The following is a 21575-nucleotide window of genomic DNA, read 5'->3' on the forward strand; positions in this document are numbered from 1 at the left end:
CCACCAGCACTGGAAGAAGATCCAGTCCACGAACCCGCTGGAGCGGCTGAACCGGGAGATCAAACGCCGCACCGACGTCGTCCAGGTCTTCCCCAACCCGCCCGCGGTCCTCCGCCTCGCGACCGCGGTCCTCGCCGAACTCCACGACGAGTGGATCGCCTTCCCCCGCCGCTACCTCTCCAACGAGAGCATGGACGCCCTCTACCTCGATGCCCCAACCGTCCTACCCGCCACGTCAGACGACTGATCGCCTACACCACGACAGGGGACATGACCCTGGAGCGACGGGTCATCGGTGAGTCGACGCGCCGCAACTACGAAGGGTTCATCCGTAACCACCTCGTGCCGCGCCTGGGGCGGAAGGCGCTGGCCGGGTTGGCGCGGTGCGACTTCGAGGAGTTCGCCAAGGGCGTGCATGCCTCCGGTGCGGGGTTGTCGGCCTCCACGGTCAATGAGCCCTTTCAGGGAGGCCACCGATCGGGTGACGGGCCGGTGTCCCGCAACGCACGAGGCCCCTGTGCCGTTGAGAGAGGTGTTCGACGTCTCAACTCATCAGCCTAGGAGCCTCGTTGGTTCCCTATCCTCCCTCACTCGACCTGCCTCACGCCCTGGTCGAGTGGGTAGCCATGCTTATCGTCACCCGTGAGGGTGACCGCCGCTGCAAGCTCCCGCCGCACCAACGTGCTCTCGTCGCCTTGATCTACCTGCGCCGGCACGACCCGCTCACGCAGATCGCCGCCGGCTTCGGCATATCCGTGGGCACCGCCCACGCCTACGTCACCGCCGTCGTCGGCCACCTCGCCCGCCGGGCCTGCTGCGGGTTCTGCGGGAGACCGACCCTGATCACGTTCTGCTCGATGGGACGCTCGCCGAGTGCGACCGGGTCGGCGACAGCCGGGCCGACTACTCCCACAAGCACCGCCGCCACGGCGTGAATGTGCAGGTCGTCGCCGATCCCGCGGGGAAACTGCTGGGTGACCACGCCGATCAGACGCCTTCCGCACCAGGACCTCACCCCGACCCAGCGGACGATCAACCGGGCCCTGTCAGCGGCACGGGCACCGGTCGAGCGAAGCGTCGCGCGGCTCAAGTCCTGGCGCATCTTCCGCCGGTCCCGCTGCAGCCCGAACCGCATGTCCGTCATCGCCGCTGCCGTCCTCACTCTGGAGAGGCAACGCTGAAAACGCTTACTGACGCGTCGGATGTTCGCCGTACTGAAGCAAGGCTCCTGTCAGGATCTTTGGGCAGCACGACCGGTGGGCACAGGCGCGCAGGCTCGGCTGCTGCGGCCGTGATCGCGTTCGGATTGAGGGCGGGCGCAGCGGCTACGGCCGGGTCCAGCCGTTGGAGAACTCGCACTGGAGGTCCGTCGAGTGGCGCCGCCCCATGGGGGTGTAGCCGGGGTGGTCGCGGAGGTGGGCCAGGGCGTTGACCCACTGGTCCCAGGGGCCGTCAGGCCGGGTGAAGCGGTCCGCGTGGTGGGTGCCGAGGTGGGCGTCGAGGCGGAGGAGGGCGCCGAGGGCTGCGGGCTGGTCGTAGCGGAGGTCGGTGCGGGGGAGGTAATGGTCGAGGTAGGCGGTGAGGATCTCGGCGTCGGCGTGGGTGCCGAAGCGGGCCAGGGCGAAGCAGTAGGCGCTGCCGGAGAAGCAGACCTCGCTGGCCAGGAGCAGGTCGCCGATGCGTTCGCGGAACCGTTCGCGGCGGTCGACGCCGATCAGCCATGCGGCGGTGAGGCGCGAGCGCCACTCGTAGCCGAGGAGGGCTTCCAACTCGGCATCGGTGATCGTGGCCGCGTCGTCGATGAGGTGATGGGCGAAACGTTCGCCGTGAGGCCACTCGGGCCGCAGGAATCGACCACTTTTCAGGACGAGGTAGCGCGCGTGGCCCGAGTCCTTCCTTGCCGCGTATCGCTCGATCACGTAGCCGTAGCCGATCTCCTCGGGGTGCTGGAACGGCATCGGTCACCTCTCCGGGTGCAGGTCGGTACGGTCGATCCAGGTGGGGCGACGAAGATGTTGTCGCCGGTGGGGGCTTCGGAGGCTTCCAGCAGGGACCAGGTGCGGGACTCCTCGACCAGGTGCTCCCAAGGCGCGGTCCAGTCGAGTTCCCAGTCCAGGTCGGATCCGGAGACGCCGTATGTGCCGTCGGCGTCCACTCGCCAGAACTGGGAGTAGAGGATCACCTGGGCGTGGTCGGCCAGGTCGTTGATGATCTCGGTGAAGTGGGCTGAAGGCCAGCCTGGGGCGTTGTCCGCAGTGGTGGGTCGTAGGCGCGCGGTGAGCGGCGGGACGACGGGGCTGCGTGCGCCGAGTTCGGTCAGGGCCCAGCGGATGCCTTCCGGCTCGCTCCAGTCGGGTGGCGTCGCCCGTTCCAGGCAGGCGCGATAGGCGCGGCGCACGGGCTCGACCGCGCCGTCGAACTTCAGGCTCGCCAGGGCCATCGCCGCCCATTCGCGGACGGTCGGGTTGTCGCTGTCCAGCAGGCCGATGAGAGCGGCGCCGCAACGGGGATCGCCCACCGCCTCGAAGACCTCGATGGCGGTCAACTGACCGAAGCCGCCGAGGGCAGGCAGGCCGTTGATGACGGCGGGTATGGCGTCGGCGCCGATCCGGATCAGCTCCGCGCGGGCGTCGCAGGACTCGTCGGCCTTGCCGTCGAGCTGCTGGACGAGTGTCTCGATGTGGGAGGTCATGACGTGGAGTGGTCCCGGCGCCAGAAGGTGGGCAGCCACCAGCAGAGCACCGAGTGGTCGTCGGGCCACGGGGCGCGGTCCTCGGCTGCCCAGTCCTCGAAGGAGTCGCGTGTCAGGTCGATGGGGCGCCAGGCGGGGTCGAGCGGCTCGTCTTCGGCCGGCGGGCGGACGAACCGTCGGCCGTGCTCGTCGCAGGCGCCGAAGTCCTGGTAGTTCCGCTGGGCCTCGATCAAGGAGACCTTGTTCGCGCCGCCGCCCATAGTCGGCCAGCGGAACTGGACCCCGTCGTCCTCCCAGAAGCAGACGGGGCAGATCTCGTACGAGCCGGGCATCTCGCCCAGCAGGCGGTGCCCGCAGCATGGGCAGGGGTAGCGGTCGCTCACCCGGGCAGTCTCCTTGCCGGTCCCGCTGGTGCGCCATGGATTTCTCGGCCTCCGCCCGCCCAGCCAGTCCGCAGCCAGTCCGCAGGACACCCGTAAATGGCCGTCGGGAGCCAACGCATGCCAACCGGGGTATCCCAGGTCAGAGCCCTGGAGGGGGCTCCGTCGCAGGTCAGGATCAGCCCGCAGACATTCCGCTTCAATGTGTGACCGGTTCATCGCTTTCCGCTAGATGCTCCGTCAGGCGCTCAGGCAGCAGGGGTCGACTCGTTCGGGTCGGCCCCTTGCTGTTTCCCGTGCCGGAAAGGGTCAGGTCACGTCCATAACTGCGAGCGAAGCCCGCAAGGCTCTCTGGTCGCGGCGTCTTCCGCGTCGCCTGTGCGGTAGTTGACGAAGACGTCGGTCATGAAGATTCCTTTTGTGAGGAGGACGGAGGTGGACACGCATGGGAGTGAGGTCTGCCGAGCGCCCCGGATTCCTGGTTCGCCCGGGCCATGAGGTGCCGACCGTTCGACCGCGCGAGGGCACGGGGTGCCCACGGAAAGGCCTACGAATGGAGGTGCGCCGCCTGGCGCGTCACTGGTCTCGGGTGGTTCGGGGAAGCCGGGAGCGCGGTGCGCCCCGGCGGGCGGGATCAGAGAGATCCGTCGGATCATGGGAGCCGGAGGGGCCGCCGAGCATCCGCCGTGCCGGGCGGCTCAAAGAGCCGATGTCGCTCGTTGGCTCGTGGAAGTGGTTTCAGTCGTGCGCGGGGGCGAGCACCCGTGCCAGCGCCGGTTGCAGATCGCGCACGGCCCGGTTGCTCCGGAACCTGGAGAGCTCCCGTGCGAGACGCCGGATGTCGCAGTTCACCGTCGCCGAGGGCACGGCCGGCATCATCCCCAAGAGTTCTCCCGCGATCGTGCACGCATGCTCGGCTTCTCCGGAGGCGGCGTGGGCCAGGGCCTTGCGGAAGCCGTACCGGGCGCGGGTACGCAGGGCGTGCGGCGGGAGGCGATGGCATTCCCGGTCGAGGATCTTGGCGGCGGCCTTGGGGCGACCGAGGTCGTACAGGCACCAGCCGGTCGTCATCACCGCCGGGTCGCTCACGTGGGTGGTGCCGATCACGGGCTCATTGCCGCCGCGGGCGTCATCACTGTCGAGTAGTTCTCGTGCCCTGTCGAGGCTGCGGAGGCAGTCGTGTTCGTTGCCGATGAGCGCGTGCCCCTGGGCCTCTCGCTGGGCTGCGAGTCCCCGGATGCGCGGCGGGAGTTTGCTGCTCTGAGCCCGGCGGGCCAGGGCGATGGTGCCCGCGGCGTCCCCGCTGTAGAGCGTGACCAGGGCACGTCGAACGAACGCGTAGGAACCGAGGTGCGGATCGCCCCCGGCGTGCGCAAGTGCGGTGGCCTCGCCCATCCAACCGAGCGCCGTGCTGTTGTCCCCGGCCTCTTGGGACATCCAGCCGGTGAACTCCGCGAAACGCGATGCGAGCAGGAGCGCGGGGACACGAGTGGTCGACGCGGCGCCGGCGGCCAGCCCGGCAATCATGCGTGTCTGCGTCTCCAGCAGGGGAAGCAGGACCTTCGGCGCGGTGGACTGGCCGAGCTTTCGCAGCTGGTCGAACTGCGCGCGGAAGGAGGACAGGAGGGGGTCGACGGCGGCGGGTGCCTGACTGCTGAGTTTCAGGCCGACGTCGATCAGCGCCCCGGTACCCGCTGAGAGAACTGCTCAGGACGGACGGCCAGGCGCCACAGGTCGCCGTTCGCACCGAGAAAGGCGTCGCACCGGCGGGCCAGGTCGGGGGACGCGGAGCGCTCTCCGCAACGAGGTGAGTGCTAATATGCATGTTAGTAACATTTGGATTAGTTACATGCGTGGAGGTGGGTGTGGCGGTCTTCGTGGGGCGTCGGCAGGAGCTGGCGGCGCTGGAGCGAGAGCTGCGGAAAGTAGCGGCAGGGGTCGGCGGGGAGAGGCCCGGTCGGTGCGTGATGTTGCGTGGGCGGCGCCGAGTGGGCAAGTCGCGGCTGGTCGAACGGTTTGCGGAGCGCTCCGGGGCTCCGTTCTTGTTCTACGCGGCGACCGGTGCGTCCCCTTTTGATGATCTCGGCCGGCTCGCCCGTGACGCGCAGGCGTCGACGCTGCCGATGGCGGGGCTTGTGGCCGCCGCGCGGCCGGAGAGCTGGGACGCCGCGTTCGATGTGCTGGCAGCGGCGCTGCCCGCCGACCGGGCGAGTGTGCTGGTCATCGACGAGGTGCCGTACCTGATGGATGCCGATGGCGCCTTTGAGGGGATGCTGCAACGGGCCTGGGACCGGGTGTTGGAGACCAAGCCGGTGCTGCTGGTCCTCATCGGTTCCGATCTGTCGATGATGGAGGCGCTGAACAGCTATGGGCGCCCCTTCCATCAGCGTGGCCGGGAGATGGTGCTGGGGCCCCTGAACCCCGCAGAGGTGGGTCAGATGCTGGGGCTGGAACCGGCGGAAGCCTTCGATGCCGCGCTGGTCACCGGCGGACTGCCGCTGATCTGCGCGGACTGGCCGCGAGGCGCGGGACTGTGGGACTTCCTCGGCGAGGCGCTGAGTGACCCGGTCTCGCCCCTGCTGGTGTCGGCCGAGCGTTCGCTGGCTGCCGAATTCCCCCCGCAGGCCCAGGCGCGTACGGTTCTGGCGGCCATCGGCAGCGGCGAGCGGACCTTCACCAACATCGCCCGGGCGGCCGGCGGAATCGGGGCCACGCCACTGCAGCGAGCGCTGGAACTGCTCACGAACAAGCGGATCATCGCTGCGGAGCTGCCCGTGTCGCCGCGCCCTTCGAAGGATCGCCGCTACCGGGTGGCAGATCCCTATCTGCGCTTCTGGCTGCATCTGCTCGGCCCGTCCATGGAAGAGATCGAGCGGGGGCGGGGCGACCTGACCTTGGCGCGTATCCGGGAGAATTGGACCAGTTGGCGCGGCCGGGCCGTCGAGCCCCTTGTCCGCGAGGCCCTGGCACGGATACTGCCCGATGACAGGCTGCCCGCGGCCCCGGCAGTGGGCGGCTACTGGACCCGCACCAACGACGTCGAGATCGACATCGTCGGGGCGGACCGCGCCCCCATCGCCAAGGAACTGCTTTTCGTCGGATCCATCAAGTGGCTGGAGCAGTCGCCCTTCGACCGGCACGACCTGGCAGCCCTCCATCGGCACCGGGCCGCCCTCACCGGCGAACCCGTTCCCGTCGTGGCGGTCTCGCGCAGCGGAGTCGACTGCCCGGGGCTCGACACCTCCTACGGTCCTGGCGATTTGCTGACCGCCTGGCCACTGTGAGCCGCGAGCCCTTTGATCGATTACTGCTGAGGTCGAGACAGAGGTGCACGGGCTTGCCGAGGTGATCCCGGAGGCGCTGCTGGGGGTGCAGTTCCTGGCGAGCGAACGGGGGACAGGAGTCGGCTGTCCTGCCGCCTGGCCGGCCAGCTCCTGTCTGCCGCCCTTGCGTACCCGACCTCTGCCTTCGACACCCCGGACGCCGCGTCCAGCGGTTCCGACGCGGCGGGGGATCGCTACTTCGTGGCCCCTTGAGCGAAGCCGTTGTAGATGTAGCGCTGGAGAAACAGGAAGATCACGAGTGTCGGCACGATGACGAGAACGGCTCCGGCTGAGATGTTCTCCCAGTGCGCCCCGAAAGGCCCCTTGAAGCGGAACAGGGCCGTTGACATGGTCCCGAGATCCTCTTTGGGCATGTAGAGAAAGGGGATGTAGAAATCGTTGTACGTGGTGATGCCCTTGATGATGACCACGGTAGCGATGGCCGGTTTCAGCAGGGGGAAGATGATCTTCCGGTAGATGGTGAACGAGTTGGCGCCGTCGAGTCGCGCGGCCTCGTCGAGGGACTTCGGAATTCCGCGGATGAACTGCAGGAAGATGTAGATGGCCACGATGTCGGTGCCCATATAGAGCAGGATCGGGGCCCACCGGGTGTTGAACAGCCCGAAGCTGTTGACGACCTGGAAGGTGGCGACCTGGGTCGTTACGGCAGGCACCAGCGTGGCGATCAGGAAGAGGGCCATGACGAGCTTCTTGAAGCGGAAGTCGAAGCGGTCGATGGCGTACGCGGTCATCGAGCCGATGATCACGGTGCCCGTGATGGAGAACAGCAGGATGAAGGCGGTGTTGCCGAACGCCGTCATCATGTGGCCATCGGTGAAGGCCGTGGCGTAGTTGGAGAAGTTGAGCCAGTTGTCCGGCAGGGCGAGGGCGCCCTGGCCGTCGGAGATCTCCCCGTAGGACTTGAGCGAGGTCAGGAAGATGACGACGAGCGGCAGCAGCACCACGAGGGAGGCGACGACCAGCGACAGGTACACCAGAGCGGTGCTGACGCGTGGGCTGCGGCGCTTCCGGTCCTGAGCGCGGGCGGGAGCGGTGAGGGTCATACGAGGTCCACCTTCTCGTCGGGTACGAGGCGGCGCTGGATCCAGGTGATCACCAGGATGATTGCCAGCAGCACCACCGCGCAGGCGGAGGCCAGGCCGGTCTTGTTGAACTGGAAGGCGTACTTCACCGTCTGGATGACAAAGGTCGAGGTTTCGGTCGCGCCGCCGGTCATGATGTACGGGATCTCGAAGACGGAGAGGGAGCCGGAGATCGCCAGGATGACGCTCAGGCCCAGCACCGGGCGGATGCTCGGCGCGATGATGTGCCGGAACTGCTGCCAGCGGCTCGCCCCGTCCAGTTGGGCGGCCTCGTACAGCTCGCCGGGGATCGACTGGATCGCGCCGAGGAACAGCACGAAGTTCAGGCCGGTGTAGCGCCACACGGACACGCCGGCCATGGAGGTGTTGGCCGACTCGGGAGTCCCCAGCCAGGCGTGGTCGGTGCCGACGCCGAACCAGGACAGGACCGAGTCGAGTGTGCCGCCGTCCTGGAAGAAGTACAGGAAGACGAAGCCGATCGCGACGCCGTTGATCAGGTACGGAAAGAACAGGATGCCCTTGAAGAGATTCCTGAAGCGCAGGTCGAAGCTGAGGACGACGGCGAAGTACAGGGCGATGACGATCTGTACGGCGGACGCCGCCAGGTAGTAGAAGCTCACCGCGAACACCCGGAACAGTTCGGGGCGAGTGAAGATCTCGGTGTAGTTCTCCGTGCCGACGTAGTTGCGGTCGGGGCTGACGCCGTCCCAGTCGGTGAAGCTGTAGTAGATCATGTTGCCCACCGGCACGTAGGTGAACGTGATCAGCAGGGCCAGGGGCGCCACCAGGAACAGCCACGGCGTGATCTTGCCCACCGGCCGGTCGCGCCACGAGGCGCCGGCCCGCGCGCGGTGCCGGGAGCGTTGCTTGCCGGCCGGGCCCGGCCCGGTGGCCGGGGCGGGCGGTGACGCGGTGGAGACGGTTCGGGTTCGGGTCATTGCGGAGCCAGGGCCTTTCGTCGTCCGCTGAGGGCACTGGGGCGCCGGGCCCGCTCGCCGGGACGGCGTGCGGGGACCCGGCGGGTGCTGGGGTCAGGAGCCGACGGTCTGCCTGGCCTCGGACCAGCGCTTGTTCAGGTCGTCGAAGTAGCCCTCGATCGACCCGTCCGTGGAGCCGCGGGCGATGTCGATGAGCTTCTTGCGGTAGTCGGGCTTGTTCAGTCCGATCTCGGCGGCATTGTCGATGGCGTTGACGTCCGCCGTCGCCGCCTCGGAGCGTTCGATCATCTTGACATCGTTGTCAACGTAGTCCTTGAGTGTCGTCGGCATCGCCTCGGACTTCAGGGCGGAGACGGCGCCCTCCTTGGCGGCGTAGCCGGACTTCTCGGTGAACCAGTCGATCCACGCCCGGGCGGCCTCCTTGTGATCGGAGTGGATGTTGACGGCCTGCTGGTAGTCGGAGACCAAGGTGGCGCAGAACGTGCCGCCCTGCTGGGACGGGACCGGCATGAAGCCGATGTCGTCGGGGTTCTGGCCGGCGGTCCCGGCCGCGTCCCGCATCTGGTTGATCGCCCAGGAGCCGAGCATCATGCTGCCCACCTTGCCCTTGGCCAGGAGGGTCTTGGAGCTCTCCCAGTTGGTGGTGGCGGGGTCCTTCTCCGACAGCCCCTCGTGGACGATGTCGTGGAGCAGGGTGTCGAGGGCGTGGAGGTCGTTGCCCTCGGCCCAGGGCTTGTCCATCCTGGCCAGTTTGTCGGAAGCCTGGGTGTCACAACTGATCGAGCCGACGCCGTTGGTCCAGGGGCTTTCGAGCGGCCAGCCGTCCTTGAAGTTGGTGTAGTAGGGGGTCGCCCCGGTCTTGTCCTTGACGGCCTTGAGATCGTCGAGGAACTGCTCGGTCGTCGTCGGCCATTCGGTGATCCCGGCCTTCTTCCACAGAGCCTTGTTGTAGACCAGGCCGTTGGCGGTACCGAAGGTGGCGATGCCGTACGTCCTGCCGTCGACGTCGGTCTTGTCGGTGAAGCGGTAGGTGGCCGCCATCGACGAGGTCTCACCGAGCGGTGCGAAGAACTTGGGGTAGTCGCCCTTGGCGACCGCCGACGGGATGAGCAGGACGTCGCCGTAGTCCTCCGTGTTCATGCGGATCTTCACCTCCCCCTCGTAGTCGGTGAGGCCCTCGAACTCGACCTTCACGCCGGGGTAGGTCTTGTTGAACTCGGCGGCGTACTTCTTCATCGTTCCGTCCTCGACGAGGTCGGTGCGATTGGTCAGCACGGTGATGTCCCCCGAGACGCCGTCCGGGTTCACCGGCGCGGCGGCTGTTTCGCCGGCGTCCGCGCTGCCCCCTCCGCTGCACCCCGCAACGGTCAGCATCGCGGTGGCGAGCAGTGCGACGCTCAGCGTCCTCTTCCCCATGTGCCCAGCTCCTTTCCAAGGATTACGGCTCGGGCTCCGGTGGTGGTTGACGGCGACTATGTCAGCCGGTCGTGAACCGGTAAAGCTACTCAATCCTCCGCGATGCTCAATCGTTACCTGAGGTTGAGGTGGGTGGGCGCAACACGCGGGCGCTGCCTGTGTCTCCGTGGAGGCTCCTGCCGGCATGAGAGGGCTAGACCGGTTCACTTCTGTGGGGTTAGGTTGAGCCGCGTTGCCTACGACACCGGGCCCGTCCCGCCGAAGGAGCCGTACATGAAGGAAGTCGTCCCGCTCGCCGAGGGCTGGAGTCTTTGCCACCGGGAGAACCTGCTGCCCGCCCAGGTCCCCGGATGCGTCCACACCGATCTGCTCACGGCCGGCCTGATCCCGGACCCCTTCCTCGGTACCAACGAGACCGAAGTGGCCTGGGTCGGACAACGTGCCTGGACCTATGTCCGCGACCTGCGGGACACCGACACCGCCGCGGAGGACGGGTACGAGCGGACGGACTTGGTCTTCGACGGGCTGGACACCGCCGCGGCCATCACCCTGGACGGGCGCGAACTGGGCCGCACCCGGAACATGCACCGGCGTCACCGCTTCGACATCACCGGTCGCCACGGGCTCCTGGCAGTGGACTTCGCCTCCGCCTACGACGAGGCGGCCTCGGTGCGGGCGCTGACGGGGGAACGCCCCAACGTCTACCCGGAGCCGTTCCAGTACATCCGCAAGATGGCGTGCAGCTTCGGCTGGGACTGGGGCCCGACCTTGGTGACCGCCGGCATCTGGCGCCCGGTCCGACTGGAGCGCTGGTCGACGGCCCGGCTGGCCGATGTACGTCCGCTCGTGACGGTCGACGGCGGCACGGGCCGCGTCGAGGTGCGCTTCGAGGTCGAGCGGACCGCGCAGGGGACGTCCCGCCCGCTCGCCGTGCGTGCCACCGTCGGGGACGGCCTCGCCGAGGCGCGCGGTGTCGTGGAGGGGAAACACGCCGCGCTGACGCTGGAGGTGCCCGACGTCTCCCTGTGGTGGCCTCGTGGCTACGGTGATCAGCCTCTGTACGACCTGGAGCTGGTGCTCGTCGAGGACGGTTCCGCAGAGCGACCCCTCGACTCCTGGCGCCGGCGGATCGGCTTCCGCACCGTGGAACTGGACCGGTCGGCGGACCGGCACGGCACCGGATTCACCCTGGTCGTCAACGGCGAACGGATCTTCGCGCGGGGGGTCAACTGGATCCCCGACGACGTCTTCCCGTCCCGGATCACACCGGAGCGCTACCGCACCCGGTTGCGCCAGACGGCCGATGCGGGCGTGGACCTGGTGCGTATCTGGGGCGGCGGCATCTACGAGGACGACGCCTTCTACGACGCCTGCGACGAGCTGGGCCTCATGGTCTGGCAGGACTTCCTCTTCGCCTGCGCCGCCTACCCCGAGGAGCAGCCGCTGCGTGGCGAGGTGGAGGCCGAGGCGCGCGACAACGTTGTCCGGCTCATGCCGCACCCCTCGCTCGTCCTGTGGAACGGCAACAACGAGAACCTCTGGGGCTTCCGCGACTGGGACTGGGAGCCCGAGCTGCGCGGCGACTCCTGGGGCGGCGGCTACTACCTGGACCTGCTCCCGCGGATCGTCGCGGAACTCGACCCCACTCGCCCGTACAACGCCGGCAGCCCCTGGTCGGGCTCCTGGGACCACCACCCCAACGACCCGGCCCACGGCACGTATCACTCCTGGGAGGTCTGGAACCGCCGGGACTACGCCGAGTACCGCGACTCGGTGCCCCGCTTCGTGTCGGAGTTCGGCTGGCAGGCGCCGCCCGCCATGGCGACCCTGCGACGCGCGCTGCCCGGCGAGCGGCTCTCACCCGACTCGCCCGGCATGCTGCACCACCAGAAGGCCGAGGACGGCAACGGCAAGCTGAACCGGGGAGTGGAACGCCACTTCGTGTTGCCGGACGGCGACTTCGACCGCTGGCACTACCTCACCCAGGTCGTGCAGGCTCGTGCGATCGCCACCGGGATCGAGCACTGGCGTTCCCACTGGCCCGTGTGCGCCGGGACCGTCGTCTGGCAGATCAACGACTGCTGGCCGGTCAGTTCCTGGGCGGCCATCGACGGTGACGGCCGGCTCAAGCCCCTCTACCACGAGCTGCGCCGTGTCTACGCGGACCGGCTGCTCACGCTGCAGCCGGGAGCGGGCGACGACGGGCCGGTGCTCGCCGTCGTCAATCAGTCCGCCGAGCCCTGGCAGGCGCGCGTGACCCTGCGGCGCATGCGGGCGGACGGCTCCGGGGTCGCCGAGGACGTGCTCGACGTGACCGTTGCCGCTCGTTCGGTGCACCGGCAGTCCGTGCCGCGGGACCTGGTCCCTGTCCCGCGCAGCGCCAAGGAGTTCCTTGTCGCCGACAGTGAGCACTTGCGCAGTGTGTACCTGCCGGTCACGGACCGGGAGTTCGCCTACCCGGTTCCGGACTACGACGTGGCCGTCGAGTCCCCGATGGGTGCCGGGACGGGTACTGTCGAAGTCGTGGTCACCGCACACACCCTCGTACGCGATCTCCTCCTGCAGGCCGACCGGCTCGGGCCCGACGCGGTCTGCGACACCGGACTGCGCACCCTGCTCCCCGGCGAACGACTCCGCCTGCGGGTCACGGGCGCGACCGACACCGGGGCCAACGCCGTCCGGGCGGCACTGTTCTGCGTGGAACCGGCGTGAGCACACCGTCCGTACGCGTCACCATCAAGGACGTCGCCGCGGCCGCCGGCGTGTCCAAGGGTGCCGTGTCCCTGGCGTTCAACGACAAGCCAGGGGTCTCCGACGCCACCCGCGAGCGGATCTTCGCGGCGGCCCGGCAACTGGGCTGGGCCCCGAACTCCTCGGCCCGCAGCCTGTCGCGCCAGTCCGTCGACACCGTCGGCCTGGCGATCTGCCGGCCGGCCCGGCTGCTGGGCCTGGAGCCGTTCTACATGGAGTTCGTCTCCGGCATCGAGAGCGTGCTGGCCGAGCGCGACTGCTCGCTGCTGCTGCGCCTCGTCGGCTCGCTGGAGGAGGAGATCGGTCTGCAGGAACGCTGGTGGCGGGAGCGGCAGATAGGAGGTTCGATCCTGGTCGACTTCCATCACGACGATCCGCGGATCGTCCCGCTGCAGCGGATCGGTCTCCCCGCCGTGGCGGTCGGCCACCCGTCCCTCACCGGCGGGTTCCCTTCGGTGTGGACTGACGACGCCGCCGCCGTCGCCGAGGCGGTGCGCTACCTGGCGGTGCTGGGGCACCGGCGCATCGCGCACGTGGGCGGCCCCCGGGGGCTCGGGCACAGTGCCATCCGGACGACCGCGTTCGAACAGACCATGACCGAGCTCGGCCTGGAACGGGGGCCGCACGTCGAGACCGGATTCTCGGGCGAGGACGGCGCGCGCGCCACCCGCTCCCTGCTGCTGTCCGCCGAGCGGCCCACGGCCATCCTCTACGACAACGACATCATGGCGGTCGCCGGATTGGGTGTCGCCACAGAGATGGGCGTCTCCGTGCCGGACGACCTGTCGCTGCTGGCGTGGGACGACTCCCAGCTGTGCCGGCTGACGCACCCGACCCTGTCGGCGATGAGCCACGACGTGCACGGCTTCGGCGCGCAGGTCGCGCGGGTGCTGTTCGAGGTGCTGACGGGCCACGACGTGACCTCCCGGCCCGTCGCGACGCCGTCGTTGGTACCGCGGGCGTCGACCGCCCCGCCTCCGTCGTAGGAGGGGGCGGGCAGGGACGGTCGAGGGGCGCGGCGTCATGCCGCGCCCCTTGGCGTGTCGCCGAGGAGTTCTGCTCGGCAGGCCCCCCCTCACGATGCGGGAGTGGACGACGGAAACCACTGCGACGACTCGAGAGTGGCTCGGGATTGCCCGACCGAAACCGGTCAAGCACTGGGTTCGTGGACGACGGACACTTTTCCGCGCACTTCTGATGATGCCGTTCCGTCCACTGTGCGGAGTCGCTGCCGGGCGGCCGCCGCCGCACCGATGAGGCCGGCGTCCCGAGCCAGAGCGGCGGGACGGACTTCGAGGTCACGCACGAAGCCGAGCACCGCAAACGCGCGCAGGTGGCGGCGCAGCGGCGTGAACAGCGTTCCGCCCGCCTGCGCGACGCCACCGCCGATCACCGCGACCTCGATCTCCAGCAGAGTCGCGCTGCCGGCGATCGCGGCGGCCAGAGCTCGCGCGGAGCGGTCGTATGCGGCCAGGGCACGTTCGTCGCCCTCACGCGCCGAAGCGGCGACCGCGGCGGCGGAAGGCTGCGACCCCGGTTTCGGTGACCAGCCCGTCTGTACGGCGTAGCGGGTGATGGCCGTCCCGCTGGCGTACGTCTCGACACATCCACGCGCCCCGCAAGCGCAGGGTGGTCCGTCCATGCCGACGGAGATGTGGCCTATGTGCCCGGCGTTCCCCGAAGGGCCCGGATGCAGCCGTCCGTCCAGGACGTACCCACCGCCCACGCCGGTGGAGACCACCATGCACAGGGCGTTGTCCACGCCTCGAGCGGCGCCGAGCCAGTGCTCGGCGGCGGTCATGGCCACCGCGTCCCCGAGCAGGACCGGTTCGAGGCCGGCGAGGACCATGGGATGGTCGCGCACGCTCTCGACGAGCGGGAAGTCCCGCCAGGCGGGAATGTTCACGGGACTCACCGTGCCGGCCACCGTGTCGACGGGGCCGGCGCTGGCGATCCCGATGCCACGTACCGTGCTCCACGCCGGAGCGGTCGACAGGGCGTCGATCACGGAGTCGACGGTCCGCGCCATGCGCTGGGCGGACTCCTGGGCGGGTGTGGGGAGCTCGGCCCGGTAGACGACGGTTCCCCTCTCGTCCACCAAGGCTCCCGCGATCTTGGTACCTCCGATGTCCAGGGCGGCGTACACCGATTCGGTCCTTTCTCCAGTCGTCCCTCCGGGACCCTCGGAGCGTGCAGGCACCGAGGAGCGCAGAGGGAGACAACGTTGTCAACGAGGGGGAGGCGCAAGGAGCCCTACGCGGCCGAACCCGGCACGTTCGAGTCCGGGCCCACGGTTGCCACGAACAGGGTGCCCGTGCCCTCGACCAGGACGTCCTGGTCGGCGGCGGACAGGAAGCAGGAGGCGCCCCGGTCGAGTCGCATCGGCTCCCCGCCGCCCGTCCCGGAGCGCAGCCGGGCCGATCCTTCCGCGCAGAAGGCGATACGAGGACCGGTCGTGGGCACGAGAGGCAACCGAGAACCGTCCAGTTCGGTCCTGTAGAGGGCGAACTCCGGCACCGGGCAGTCGTAGAGCCAGGTGGGCCGCGGTCCCGGGACGCTCACCGGCGTGACCTCCGGGACGCGCACCGCCGGGTCGGTGACGCGCAGCAGCTCGGGCACGTTCACCTCCTTGGTGGTCAGGCCCGCACGCAGCACGTTGTCCGAGTTGGCGAGCAGTTCGAGGCCGACACCGCGCAGATGGGCGTGCAGTCCGCCGGCGGGCATGAACAGGGCCGTGCCGGGCTCGAGGACCCGGTGGTTCATCAGCAGGGAGGCAACGAGGCCGAGGTCTTCGGGGTGATGCCGCGACATGCGCTCCACCGCCGCGTACGCGGCCGCGTGGACGTGCGTGGATCGTGCAAGGCGCCTACTCGATGCCACCACGGCGGACACCAGCGAGGCGCGCTCGTCCGGCGCCCATTCCAACAGGGCACGCAAGGCGTCGGAGAGGGCCTGCTGGTCGACCCCGGCGCGCAACAGGCCCGTCACCGGGCGCAGGTCGTCGATCCGGAGATCCTCCAGAAGACGTGCGGCCTCCTCACGCGCGCGGAAGCCGGCCAGAACCTCGAAGCGGCTGAGCGCGCAGAGCAGTTCGGGCTTGGGCCAGTCGTCCATGTACGAGCCCTGACCGCCGCCGGCCTGCTGGGCTGCGTAGGCCGAGCGCGCATGCTCCCGGTCGGGGTGCACCTGTATGGACAGTGGCTGCTCCGCGGCCAGCACCTTCAGCAGGAACGGCAACTTTTCCCCGAACCGCCGGGCGCACGCGGTCCCCAGCTCCCGGTGAGGGTCCTCGGCCACGGCCTCCAGAAGCGTCGTGGCCCGTCCGCGGCGGGTCATCCCCGACGGGCCGGACGGGTGCGCGCCCATCCACAGCTCCGCCTCCGGCCCGGCCGCCGGGGCGTCCCTCCCCTGCAGCCGGGCCAGTGCGTCACGTGAACCCCATGGGTACGGCTTGATGATCGGTTGAAGTAGATCCACGGTCGTACGTTAACCGCGACCGAACGCATTTCGCGGACCCTCCGGCTCCTGTTATTGAACCGGTATAGTGCCAGCCGGGTCGGCTTTCTGATCAGCTCGCTGAGCGGGTCGTTCCGGGCGTGATGGGCGTGTTGCAGCCCGAGGGATGAACAGGTCGTAGGCGTTGGCGCCGGCGGAGGTCGGGGGGAGGGCGCATGAGCGACAGACACGCGCCCGCCAACGCGGCCACGAGGAGGAGCGCCAGAGGTGTCACAAGCGGTCTGGTCGTGGGGGAGGGGCGGCCGTGCATGGCGGCTCTCTCGTTCGGGGGATGACTCGCATGTACCGGTTCATCGGAGTGGAACGTAGGGGCGCCTGCTTCGGCTGTCAATCAATCGCGCAGGTGCCTTCTTGCTGGTAAGTGGCCTGCCTGACAAGAACGTGGGTGTTGGGCAGCGGGTTTAGCGGTTTAGCGGTCGGGTGGCCCTCAGTGCGCTCAGGCGAATCCTGAACCGTCTATTGACATGGATGGAACATCCGGTGCCTCATGGTGTGGCACTGAGCGGCCGCAGCCCCTCCCGGCCGCCGTGACGACCCATCACCCCGCTTGTCCGGGGCCTGTCTCGCACCCCCCGACGTCTGTGAAGCGTGCTGCGGGCGGTGCTCTCCGCCGTCGGACATCGTTGTCATCCGTGGGCGTCGGCAGGGTGCGTCCAGCACGTCCGGTCACGCGTCGTCCTCCGTCATCCCCTTCAACCGAGGAGAAACATGCGAAAGCCAAGAAGCACGCTCATCACGACGGCGGGGATGGCGTTCGCCGCCGTTCTCGGGCTGCTGCTCTCACTCGCCGGCCCATCCGCCGGCACGGCGCAGGCGGCGGAAGGCGGTATCCACGTCAGCAACGGTCGTGTCGTCGAGGGCAACGGCAACGCGTTCGTCATGCGCGGGGTCAACCACGCCTACACCTGGTACCCGGAGCGCACCAGCTCCATCGCCGACATCGCGGCCAAGGGTGCCAACACCGTCCGCGTCGTGCTGTCCAGCGGCGGCCGCTGGACGAAGACGAGTGCCTCCGAGGTCTCCACGCTCATCGGCCAGTGCAAGGCCAGCAAGGTCATCTGCGTGCTGGAGGTGCACGACACCACCGGCTACGGCGAGGACGGCGCCGCGACCAGCCTGGACCAGGCGGCGGACTACTGGATCAGCGTGAAGGGCGCGCTGGTGGGCCAGGAGGACTACGTCGTCGTCAACATCGGCAACGAGCCCTTCGGCAACACCCATTACACGGCGTGGACCGACGCGACCAAGGCGGCCGTCACCAAGCTCCGCGGCGCCGGCCTCGACCACGCCCTGATGGTCGACGCACCCAACTGGGGCCAGGACTGGTCCGGCACGATGCGCTCCAACGCGGCCTCCGTCTTCGCCTCCGACCCCGACCGCAACACCATCTTCTCGATCCACATGTACGGCGTGTACGACACCGCGACCGAGGTGCAGGATTACCTCAACGCCTTTGTCGGCAACGGACTGCCCATCGTCGTCGGGGAGTTCGGCGACCAGCACAGCGATGGCAACCCCGACGAGGACGCCATCATGGCGACGGCCCAGTCCCTCGGTGTCGGCTACATCGGCTGGTCCTGGAGCGGCAACGGCAGCGGCGTCGAATACCTCGACATGGTCAACGGCTTCGACCCGAATTCGCTGACCAGCTGGGGCGATCGCTTCTTCAACGGCAGCAACGGCATCGCAACCACGTCCAGGACCGCCACCGTGTACGGCGGCGGTGACGACGGCGGCAGCACGGGCGGTACCGCTCCCAACGGTTACCCGTACTGCGTGAACGGGAGCGCCTCGGACCCGGACGGTGACGGATGGGGCTGGGAGAACAGCCGTTCCTGCGTCGTCCCCGGCGGTATCGCTCCCAACGGTTACCCGTACTGCGCCAACGGCAGCGCTTCCGATCCTGACGGTGACGGGTGGGGCTGGGAGAACAGCCGTTCCTGCGTCGTCCGGGGCAGCGCTGCGGATCGCTGACCGACGGACGCTGTGACGCCCCGCAGCAGGTAGGTCCCAGCGGCGGGGCGTCCGGCCGGTGCTCACGGGCCGGTAGGTGCGACCGCACTCGAACCGTCTCCGTCACCGCCGACGAGTCCTCGGTGCGCCCCGCTACAGCCGTGTGATGCGCAGCGGGACCACATGCCAGTGGGTTTCGACCGCGTACGGGTCGGCGGCGACGCGGGTGTGCATGCCCGCGGTGAACGCCTGTGTCACGGTGCCGGCGTGGTCGGCGGGGAGTGTGCTGAGCAGGGAGGGCAGGAACGCCGCCCGGAAGAACGCCGTCACCCGGTCGGCGAAGTGCTGGACGTCCCCGGTTGCCCGGAGCTGTTCGAGCAGGAGGTCGGGGAGTGCCACCAGGTCGTGCTCCTCGAGCCGCAGGACCCCGGCCGGCGGCCCCGCCCCGAGAGGGGCGAGGAACTCCTCCCTGGTCCGGTTCCAGGTCGGGATCGTCATCCTCGCGTACTCGTCCGACGTGATCAGGCCCTGGCGTACCAGATCGGCCAGTACGGCCTCGGCGGCGTCCATCAGACCGTCGGCCCCGCTGGTCCCGTCGTCGGCGCACGCCCCGCCCAGGACGACGACCTGCCCGCCAGGGCGCAGTTCCCGGGCCCGGTGGGCGAGGAAGGCCTCCCAGTCGGCGCGGGACTGTTCCTTCAGGGCACGGCGCACGTCGCCGGTGGCGCGTGAGGAGTAGATGTGGCCGGGGATCGATGCGGGCACCCGGGAGAGCCAGTGCACCGCGATCGCGCTCCAGACCAGGTGCAGCTCAGCGGGCGGGAAGAGGGGCTCGTAGAAGGAACGGGCTTCGGCGTGGACGAACACGTGCGGCTGGTGGGCGTAGGAGCCGGGTGAGCCCGTGACCGTCGCGAACATGGTGTTGAAGTCGTTCCCGGGGATGTCGGTGTGGACCACCGTCACCGGGGTTTCCTCGCCGGTACGGCCGCGGATGCCCTCCACCACGGCCCGCATCGGGTCCAGGGAGTTGGTTCCGGCGGCCACGCCGAGGTCCGCGACGCGGAAGGGGGCGCCGCCCTCCGGCAGGGGGACCGCGTCCAGGGCCCGGTGCAGCAGGGGCATCCCGTAGTCACCGGCACGGTGCTGGACCCGGGAGTGCCGTGCGTAGCCGTGGCCCATGGCGCCCTCGGCACGCAGAGGAGGGACCGATCCGCTCACAGAGACCTCGCTCACCGCCAGTCGGGTCCCCTCCGTCCACGATAGCCACGCCCCGGTGAGCCGCCACCCGCGCGGTCGGACGACGAGCGTGACGGCCTCGACGAGGTCCGACGCCGATCAAGGGCTGCCCGGCCTTCCGAATCGGCGTACGGGACGGGAGGGCATGGCGCGGCCCGTGGCCCACGGACAGCGTCTCGATCGGGCGGCCCGCACGGGACGTGCCGATCCGGCGCAGCCGGCCGGTCCCCGAGAATCCGGAGACCGGTCGCCGCGCCCACGGGGAGACGTCCGCGCCCCTGAGACAGCGGTCCCTCATGCGCGTCCAGTCCTCGTCGCCGGCAGGGTGGGTCGGCAATGGCGGAATCGCAGCGGAGGTGACCGTGCGGGCAACGGTCCGCTCGGTGCGGCGGCCTCGGGATCGAACCGGGGCGCCGGGCGGGGTGCGACCGGGTCGCCCGGACGTACGGGGCGGGTCCGCCGGTCGTGCGCTGTCACGGGTATGGGCCATTACCTTCGTGCAGGGCCCTTGTGCAAATCCTGTGGAACCCTCAATCTTTCGGCTGACGCACGGACTTGGCCATCGGTGTTGACATGATCCTGTCAGTGGCCGGTTTGCTTCGCCACCCGCGCAGCAGGTGCGTCGACCGCACCACCCCCCACAGCACACGCACCACCGACTGAGGAGGAACCCTCACATGGCAGTGATGCGTCATCCCCGGCGAAGACTGGCCACCCTCGGTGCCGCGGCCTCCGTGGCGCTCGTCGCGGGTCTGGTCTCCGCTCTCCCCGCGGGCGCGGCCCCGGCCGCTCCCGAAGGCCGCATCCAGTACGCGGGCGACGCGAACGCGGTCGCCGGCAGCTACATCGTGACCCTGAAGGCGGACGAGGCCCGTTCCGGCTCCGCCGAGGGCCGGGCCCTGGCGAAGAAGTACGGCGCCGACATCGAGCGCACCTACACCAAGGCCCTCAACGGCTACGAGGTCGAGGCCTCCGAGACCGAGGCGAAGCGTCTCGCCGCCGACCCGGCCGTCGCCTCCGTGATCCAGAACCGCACCTTCCACGTCACCGGCACCCAGCCCAACCCGCCCTCCTGGGGCCTGGACCGGATCGACCAGCGCGCCCTGCCGCTCAACAGCTCCTACGGCTACCCGGATTCGGCCGGGGAGGGCGTGACGGCGTACGTCATCGACACCGGAGTCCGCATCACCCACAACGACTTCGGCGGCCGTGCCTCCTACGGCTACGACGCCATCGACAACGACAACACCGCCCAGGACGGCCACGGTCACGGCACCCATGTCGCCGGCACGGTCGCGGGCAGCGCCTACGGTGTGGCGAAGAAGGCGGACGTCGTCGGCGTGCGGGTGCTGAACGACTCCGGCTCCGGCACCACCGCCCAGGTCGTCGCCGGTATCGACTGGGTGGCGCGGAACGCGGTCAAGCCGGCCGTCGCCAACATGTCCCTCGGCGGCGGCGCGGACAGCGCCCTCGACGCGGCGGTGCGCAACGCGATCGCCTCCGGCATCACCTTCGTCGTCGCGGCCGGCAACGAGTCCACCAACGCCTCCACCAAGTCCCCGGCCCGGGTGACCGAGGCGATCACCGTCGGCGCCACCACCTCCAGCGACGCCCGCGCCAGCTACTCCAACTACGGCTCGGTGCTGGACCTGTTCGCGCCGGGTTCCTCCATCACCTCCGCCTGGCGCACCAGCGACACGGCCACCAGCACCATCTCCGGTACGTCCATGGCGAGCCCGCACGTCGCCGGTGCCGCCGCCCTCCACCTGGCCGCCAACCCCTCGGCCACCCCCGCCCAGGTCTCCGCCGCGCTGACCTCCGCCGCCACCAGCGGCGTCGTCGGCAACCCGGGCAGCGGCTCGCCCAACCGCCTGCTGTTCACGGGCGAGGGGGACGACACCCCGCCGCCCCCCGGTGACCGCTTCGAGAACACCGCCGACTACACCATCGCGGACCGCTCCACCGTCGAGTCCCCGGTGACCGTCTCCGGCGTCTCGGGCAACGCGCCCTCGGACCTGGCCGTCGAGGTCGACATCACGCACACCTACATCGGCGACCTCCAGGTCCAGCTGATCGCCCCCGACGGCACGGCGTACACGCTGAAGTCGTACGGCACCGGCGGCAGCGCGAACGACATCGACACCACCTACACCGTCGACGCCTCCGCGGAGTCGGCGAACGGCACCTGGAAGCTGCGCGTCAGCGACAACGCCTGGTGGGACTCCGGCCGGCTCAACGGCTGGGCCCTTCAGTTCTGACGGCACCCG

At 69.4% G+C, this 21575-nt stretch carries 16 protein-coding genes and 1 pseudogene; 7 read left to right on the forward strand and 10 right to left on the reverse strand.

What is annotated here, in order from left to right; translation table 11 throughout:
- Positions 1-247 (forward strand): transposase (locus ACZ434_RS14115; protein ID WP_468455329.1); only part of this gene is annotated, 247 nt, incomplete at its 5' end.
- A gap of 322 nt (positions 248-569) precedes the next feature.
- Positions 570-1181 (forward strand): annotated as a pseudogene (locus tag ACZ434_RS14120) (transposase).
- Between the two features lie 144 nt (positions 1182-1325).
- On the opposite strand, the gene ACZ434_RS14125 reads toward ACZ434_RS14120, so the two are convergent.
- The 4 genes from ACZ434_RS14125 to ACZ434_RS14140 all read right to left on the reverse strand — a co-directional run bounded on the left by ACZ434_RS14125 (position 1326) and on the right by ACZ434_RS14140 (position 4599).
- Positions 1326-1958, reverse strand: coding sequence for a DUF6000 family protein (locus tag ACZ434_RS14125; RefSeq protein WP_468455331.1), 633 nt, complete (start codon positions 1956-1958; stop codon positions 1326-1328).
- Entirely contained in the window at positions 1916-2692 is a 777-nt protein-coding gene (locus ACZ434_RS14130) for a HEAT repeat domain-containing protein (RefSeq protein ID WP_468455333.1), read from the reverse strand. Before ACZ434_RS14130 ends, ACZ434_RS14125 begins: the two co-directional genes overlap by 43 nt.
- Positions 2689-3075 (reverse strand): CPCC family cysteine-rich protein, encoded by a 387-nt coding sequence (locus tag ACZ434_RS14135; protein ID WP_468455335.1) that lies wholly within the window; start codon positions 3073-3075, stop codon positions 2689-2691. Before ACZ434_RS14135 ends, ACZ434_RS14130 begins: the two co-directional genes overlap by 4 nt.
- A 735-nt stretch (positions 3076-3810) precedes the next feature.
- Complete coding sequence (locus ACZ434_RS14140) at positions 3811-4599, reverse strand: DNA-binding protein (protein ID WP_468455337.1); 789 nt, start codon at positions 4597-4599, stop codon at positions 3811-3813.
- A 338-nt stretch (positions 4600-4937) separates the two neighbouring features.
- Here ACZ434_RS14140 and ACZ434_RS14145 point away from each other — a divergent pair, with 338 nt between their 5' ends.
- Positions 4938-6356: an ATP-binding protein gene (locus ACZ434_RS14145; protein WP_468455339.1), complete on the forward strand. Its 1419-nt coding sequence runs from the start codon at positions 4938-4940 to the stop codon at positions 6354-6356.
- Between the two features lie 233 nt (positions 6357-6589).
- Here the strand turns inward: ACZ434_RS14145 and ACZ434_RS14150 are convergent, their stop codons facing one another.
- From ACZ434_RS14150 to ACZ434_RS14160, 3 genes are all read right to left on the reverse strand, one after another.
- Positions 6590-7459 (reverse strand): carbohydrate ABC transporter permease, encoded by an 870-nt coding sequence (locus ACZ434_RS14150; protein ID WP_468455341.1) that lies wholly within the window; start codon positions 7457-7459, stop codon positions 6590-6592.
- The gene (locus ACZ434_RS14155) at positions 7456-8436 is read right to left on the reverse strand and encodes a carbohydrate ABC transporter permease (protein WP_468455343.1); all 981 of its coding nucleotides are present in this window, start codon (positions 8434-8436) and stop codon (positions 7456-7458) included. Before ACZ434_RS14155 ends, ACZ434_RS14150 begins: the two co-directional genes overlap by 4 nt.
- Before the next feature lie 93 nt (positions 8437-8529).
- Positions 8530-9852, reverse strand: a complete 1323-nt coding sequence (locus tag ACZ434_RS14160) for an ABC transporter substrate-binding protein (RefSeq protein ID WP_468455345.1) — start codon at positions 9850-9852, stop codon at positions 8530-8532.
- Between the two features lie 273 nt (positions 9853-10125).
- Between ACZ434_RS14160 and ACZ434_RS14165 the strand changes: the two genes are divergently transcribed.
- On the forward strand, positions 10126-12564 hold the full coding sequence (locus tag ACZ434_RS14165) for a glycoside hydrolase family 2 protein (RefSeq protein ID WP_468455347.1): 2439 nt from the start codon (positions 10126-10128) through the stop codon (positions 12562-12564).
- Entirely contained in the window at positions 12561-13589 is a 1029-nt protein-coding gene (locus tag ACZ434_RS14170) for a LacI family DNA-binding transcriptional regulator (protein ID WP_468455349.1), read from the forward strand. Before ACZ434_RS14165 ends, ACZ434_RS14170 begins: the two co-directional genes overlap by 4 nt.
- A 164-nt stretch (positions 13590-13753) precedes the next feature.
- Here the strand turns inward: ACZ434_RS14170 and ACZ434_RS14175 are convergent, their stop codons facing one another.
- Both ACZ434_RS14175 and manA read right to left on the reverse strand, forming a co-directional pair.
- A complete protein-coding gene (locus tag ACZ434_RS14175; RefSeq protein ID WP_468455351.1) occupies positions 13754-14749 on the reverse strand; it encodes an ROK family protein in 996 nt (331 codons plus the stop codon).
- Between the two features lie 107 nt (positions 14750-14856).
- A complete protein-coding gene (manA, locus tag ACZ434_RS14180) occupies positions 14857-16080 on the reverse strand; it encodes a mannose-6-phosphate isomerase, class I (protein WP_468455353.1) in 1224 nt (407 codons plus the stop codon).
- A gap of 747 nt (positions 16081-16827) precedes the next feature.
- Between manA and ACZ434_RS14185 the strand changes: the two genes are divergently transcribed.
- On the forward strand, positions 16828-18093 hold the full coding sequence (locus ACZ434_RS14185; RefSeq protein WP_468455355.1) for a cellulase family glycosylhydrolase: 1266 nt from the start codon (positions 16828-16830) through the stop codon (positions 18091-18093).
- Positions 18094-18225: 132 nt separating this feature from the next.
- On the opposite strand, the gene ACZ434_RS14190 is transcribed toward ACZ434_RS14185, so the two are convergent.
- Positions 18226-19305 (reverse strand): class I SAM-dependent methyltransferase, encoded by a 1080-nt coding sequence (locus ACZ434_RS14190; RefSeq protein ID WP_468455357.1) that lies wholly within the window; start codon positions 19303-19305, stop codon positions 18226-18228.
- Positions 19306-19985: 680 nt separating this feature from the next.
- On the opposite strand from ACZ434_RS14190, the gene ACZ434_RS14195 reads away from it, so the two are divergent.
- Complete coding sequence (locus ACZ434_RS14195; protein ID WP_468455359.1) at positions 19986-21566, forward strand: S8 family peptidase; 1581 nt, start codon at positions 19986-19988, stop codon at positions 21564-21566.
- Positions 21567-21575: the final 9 nt, after the last annotated feature.

Source organism: Streptomyces sp. NPDC030893 (assembly GCF_055571535.1).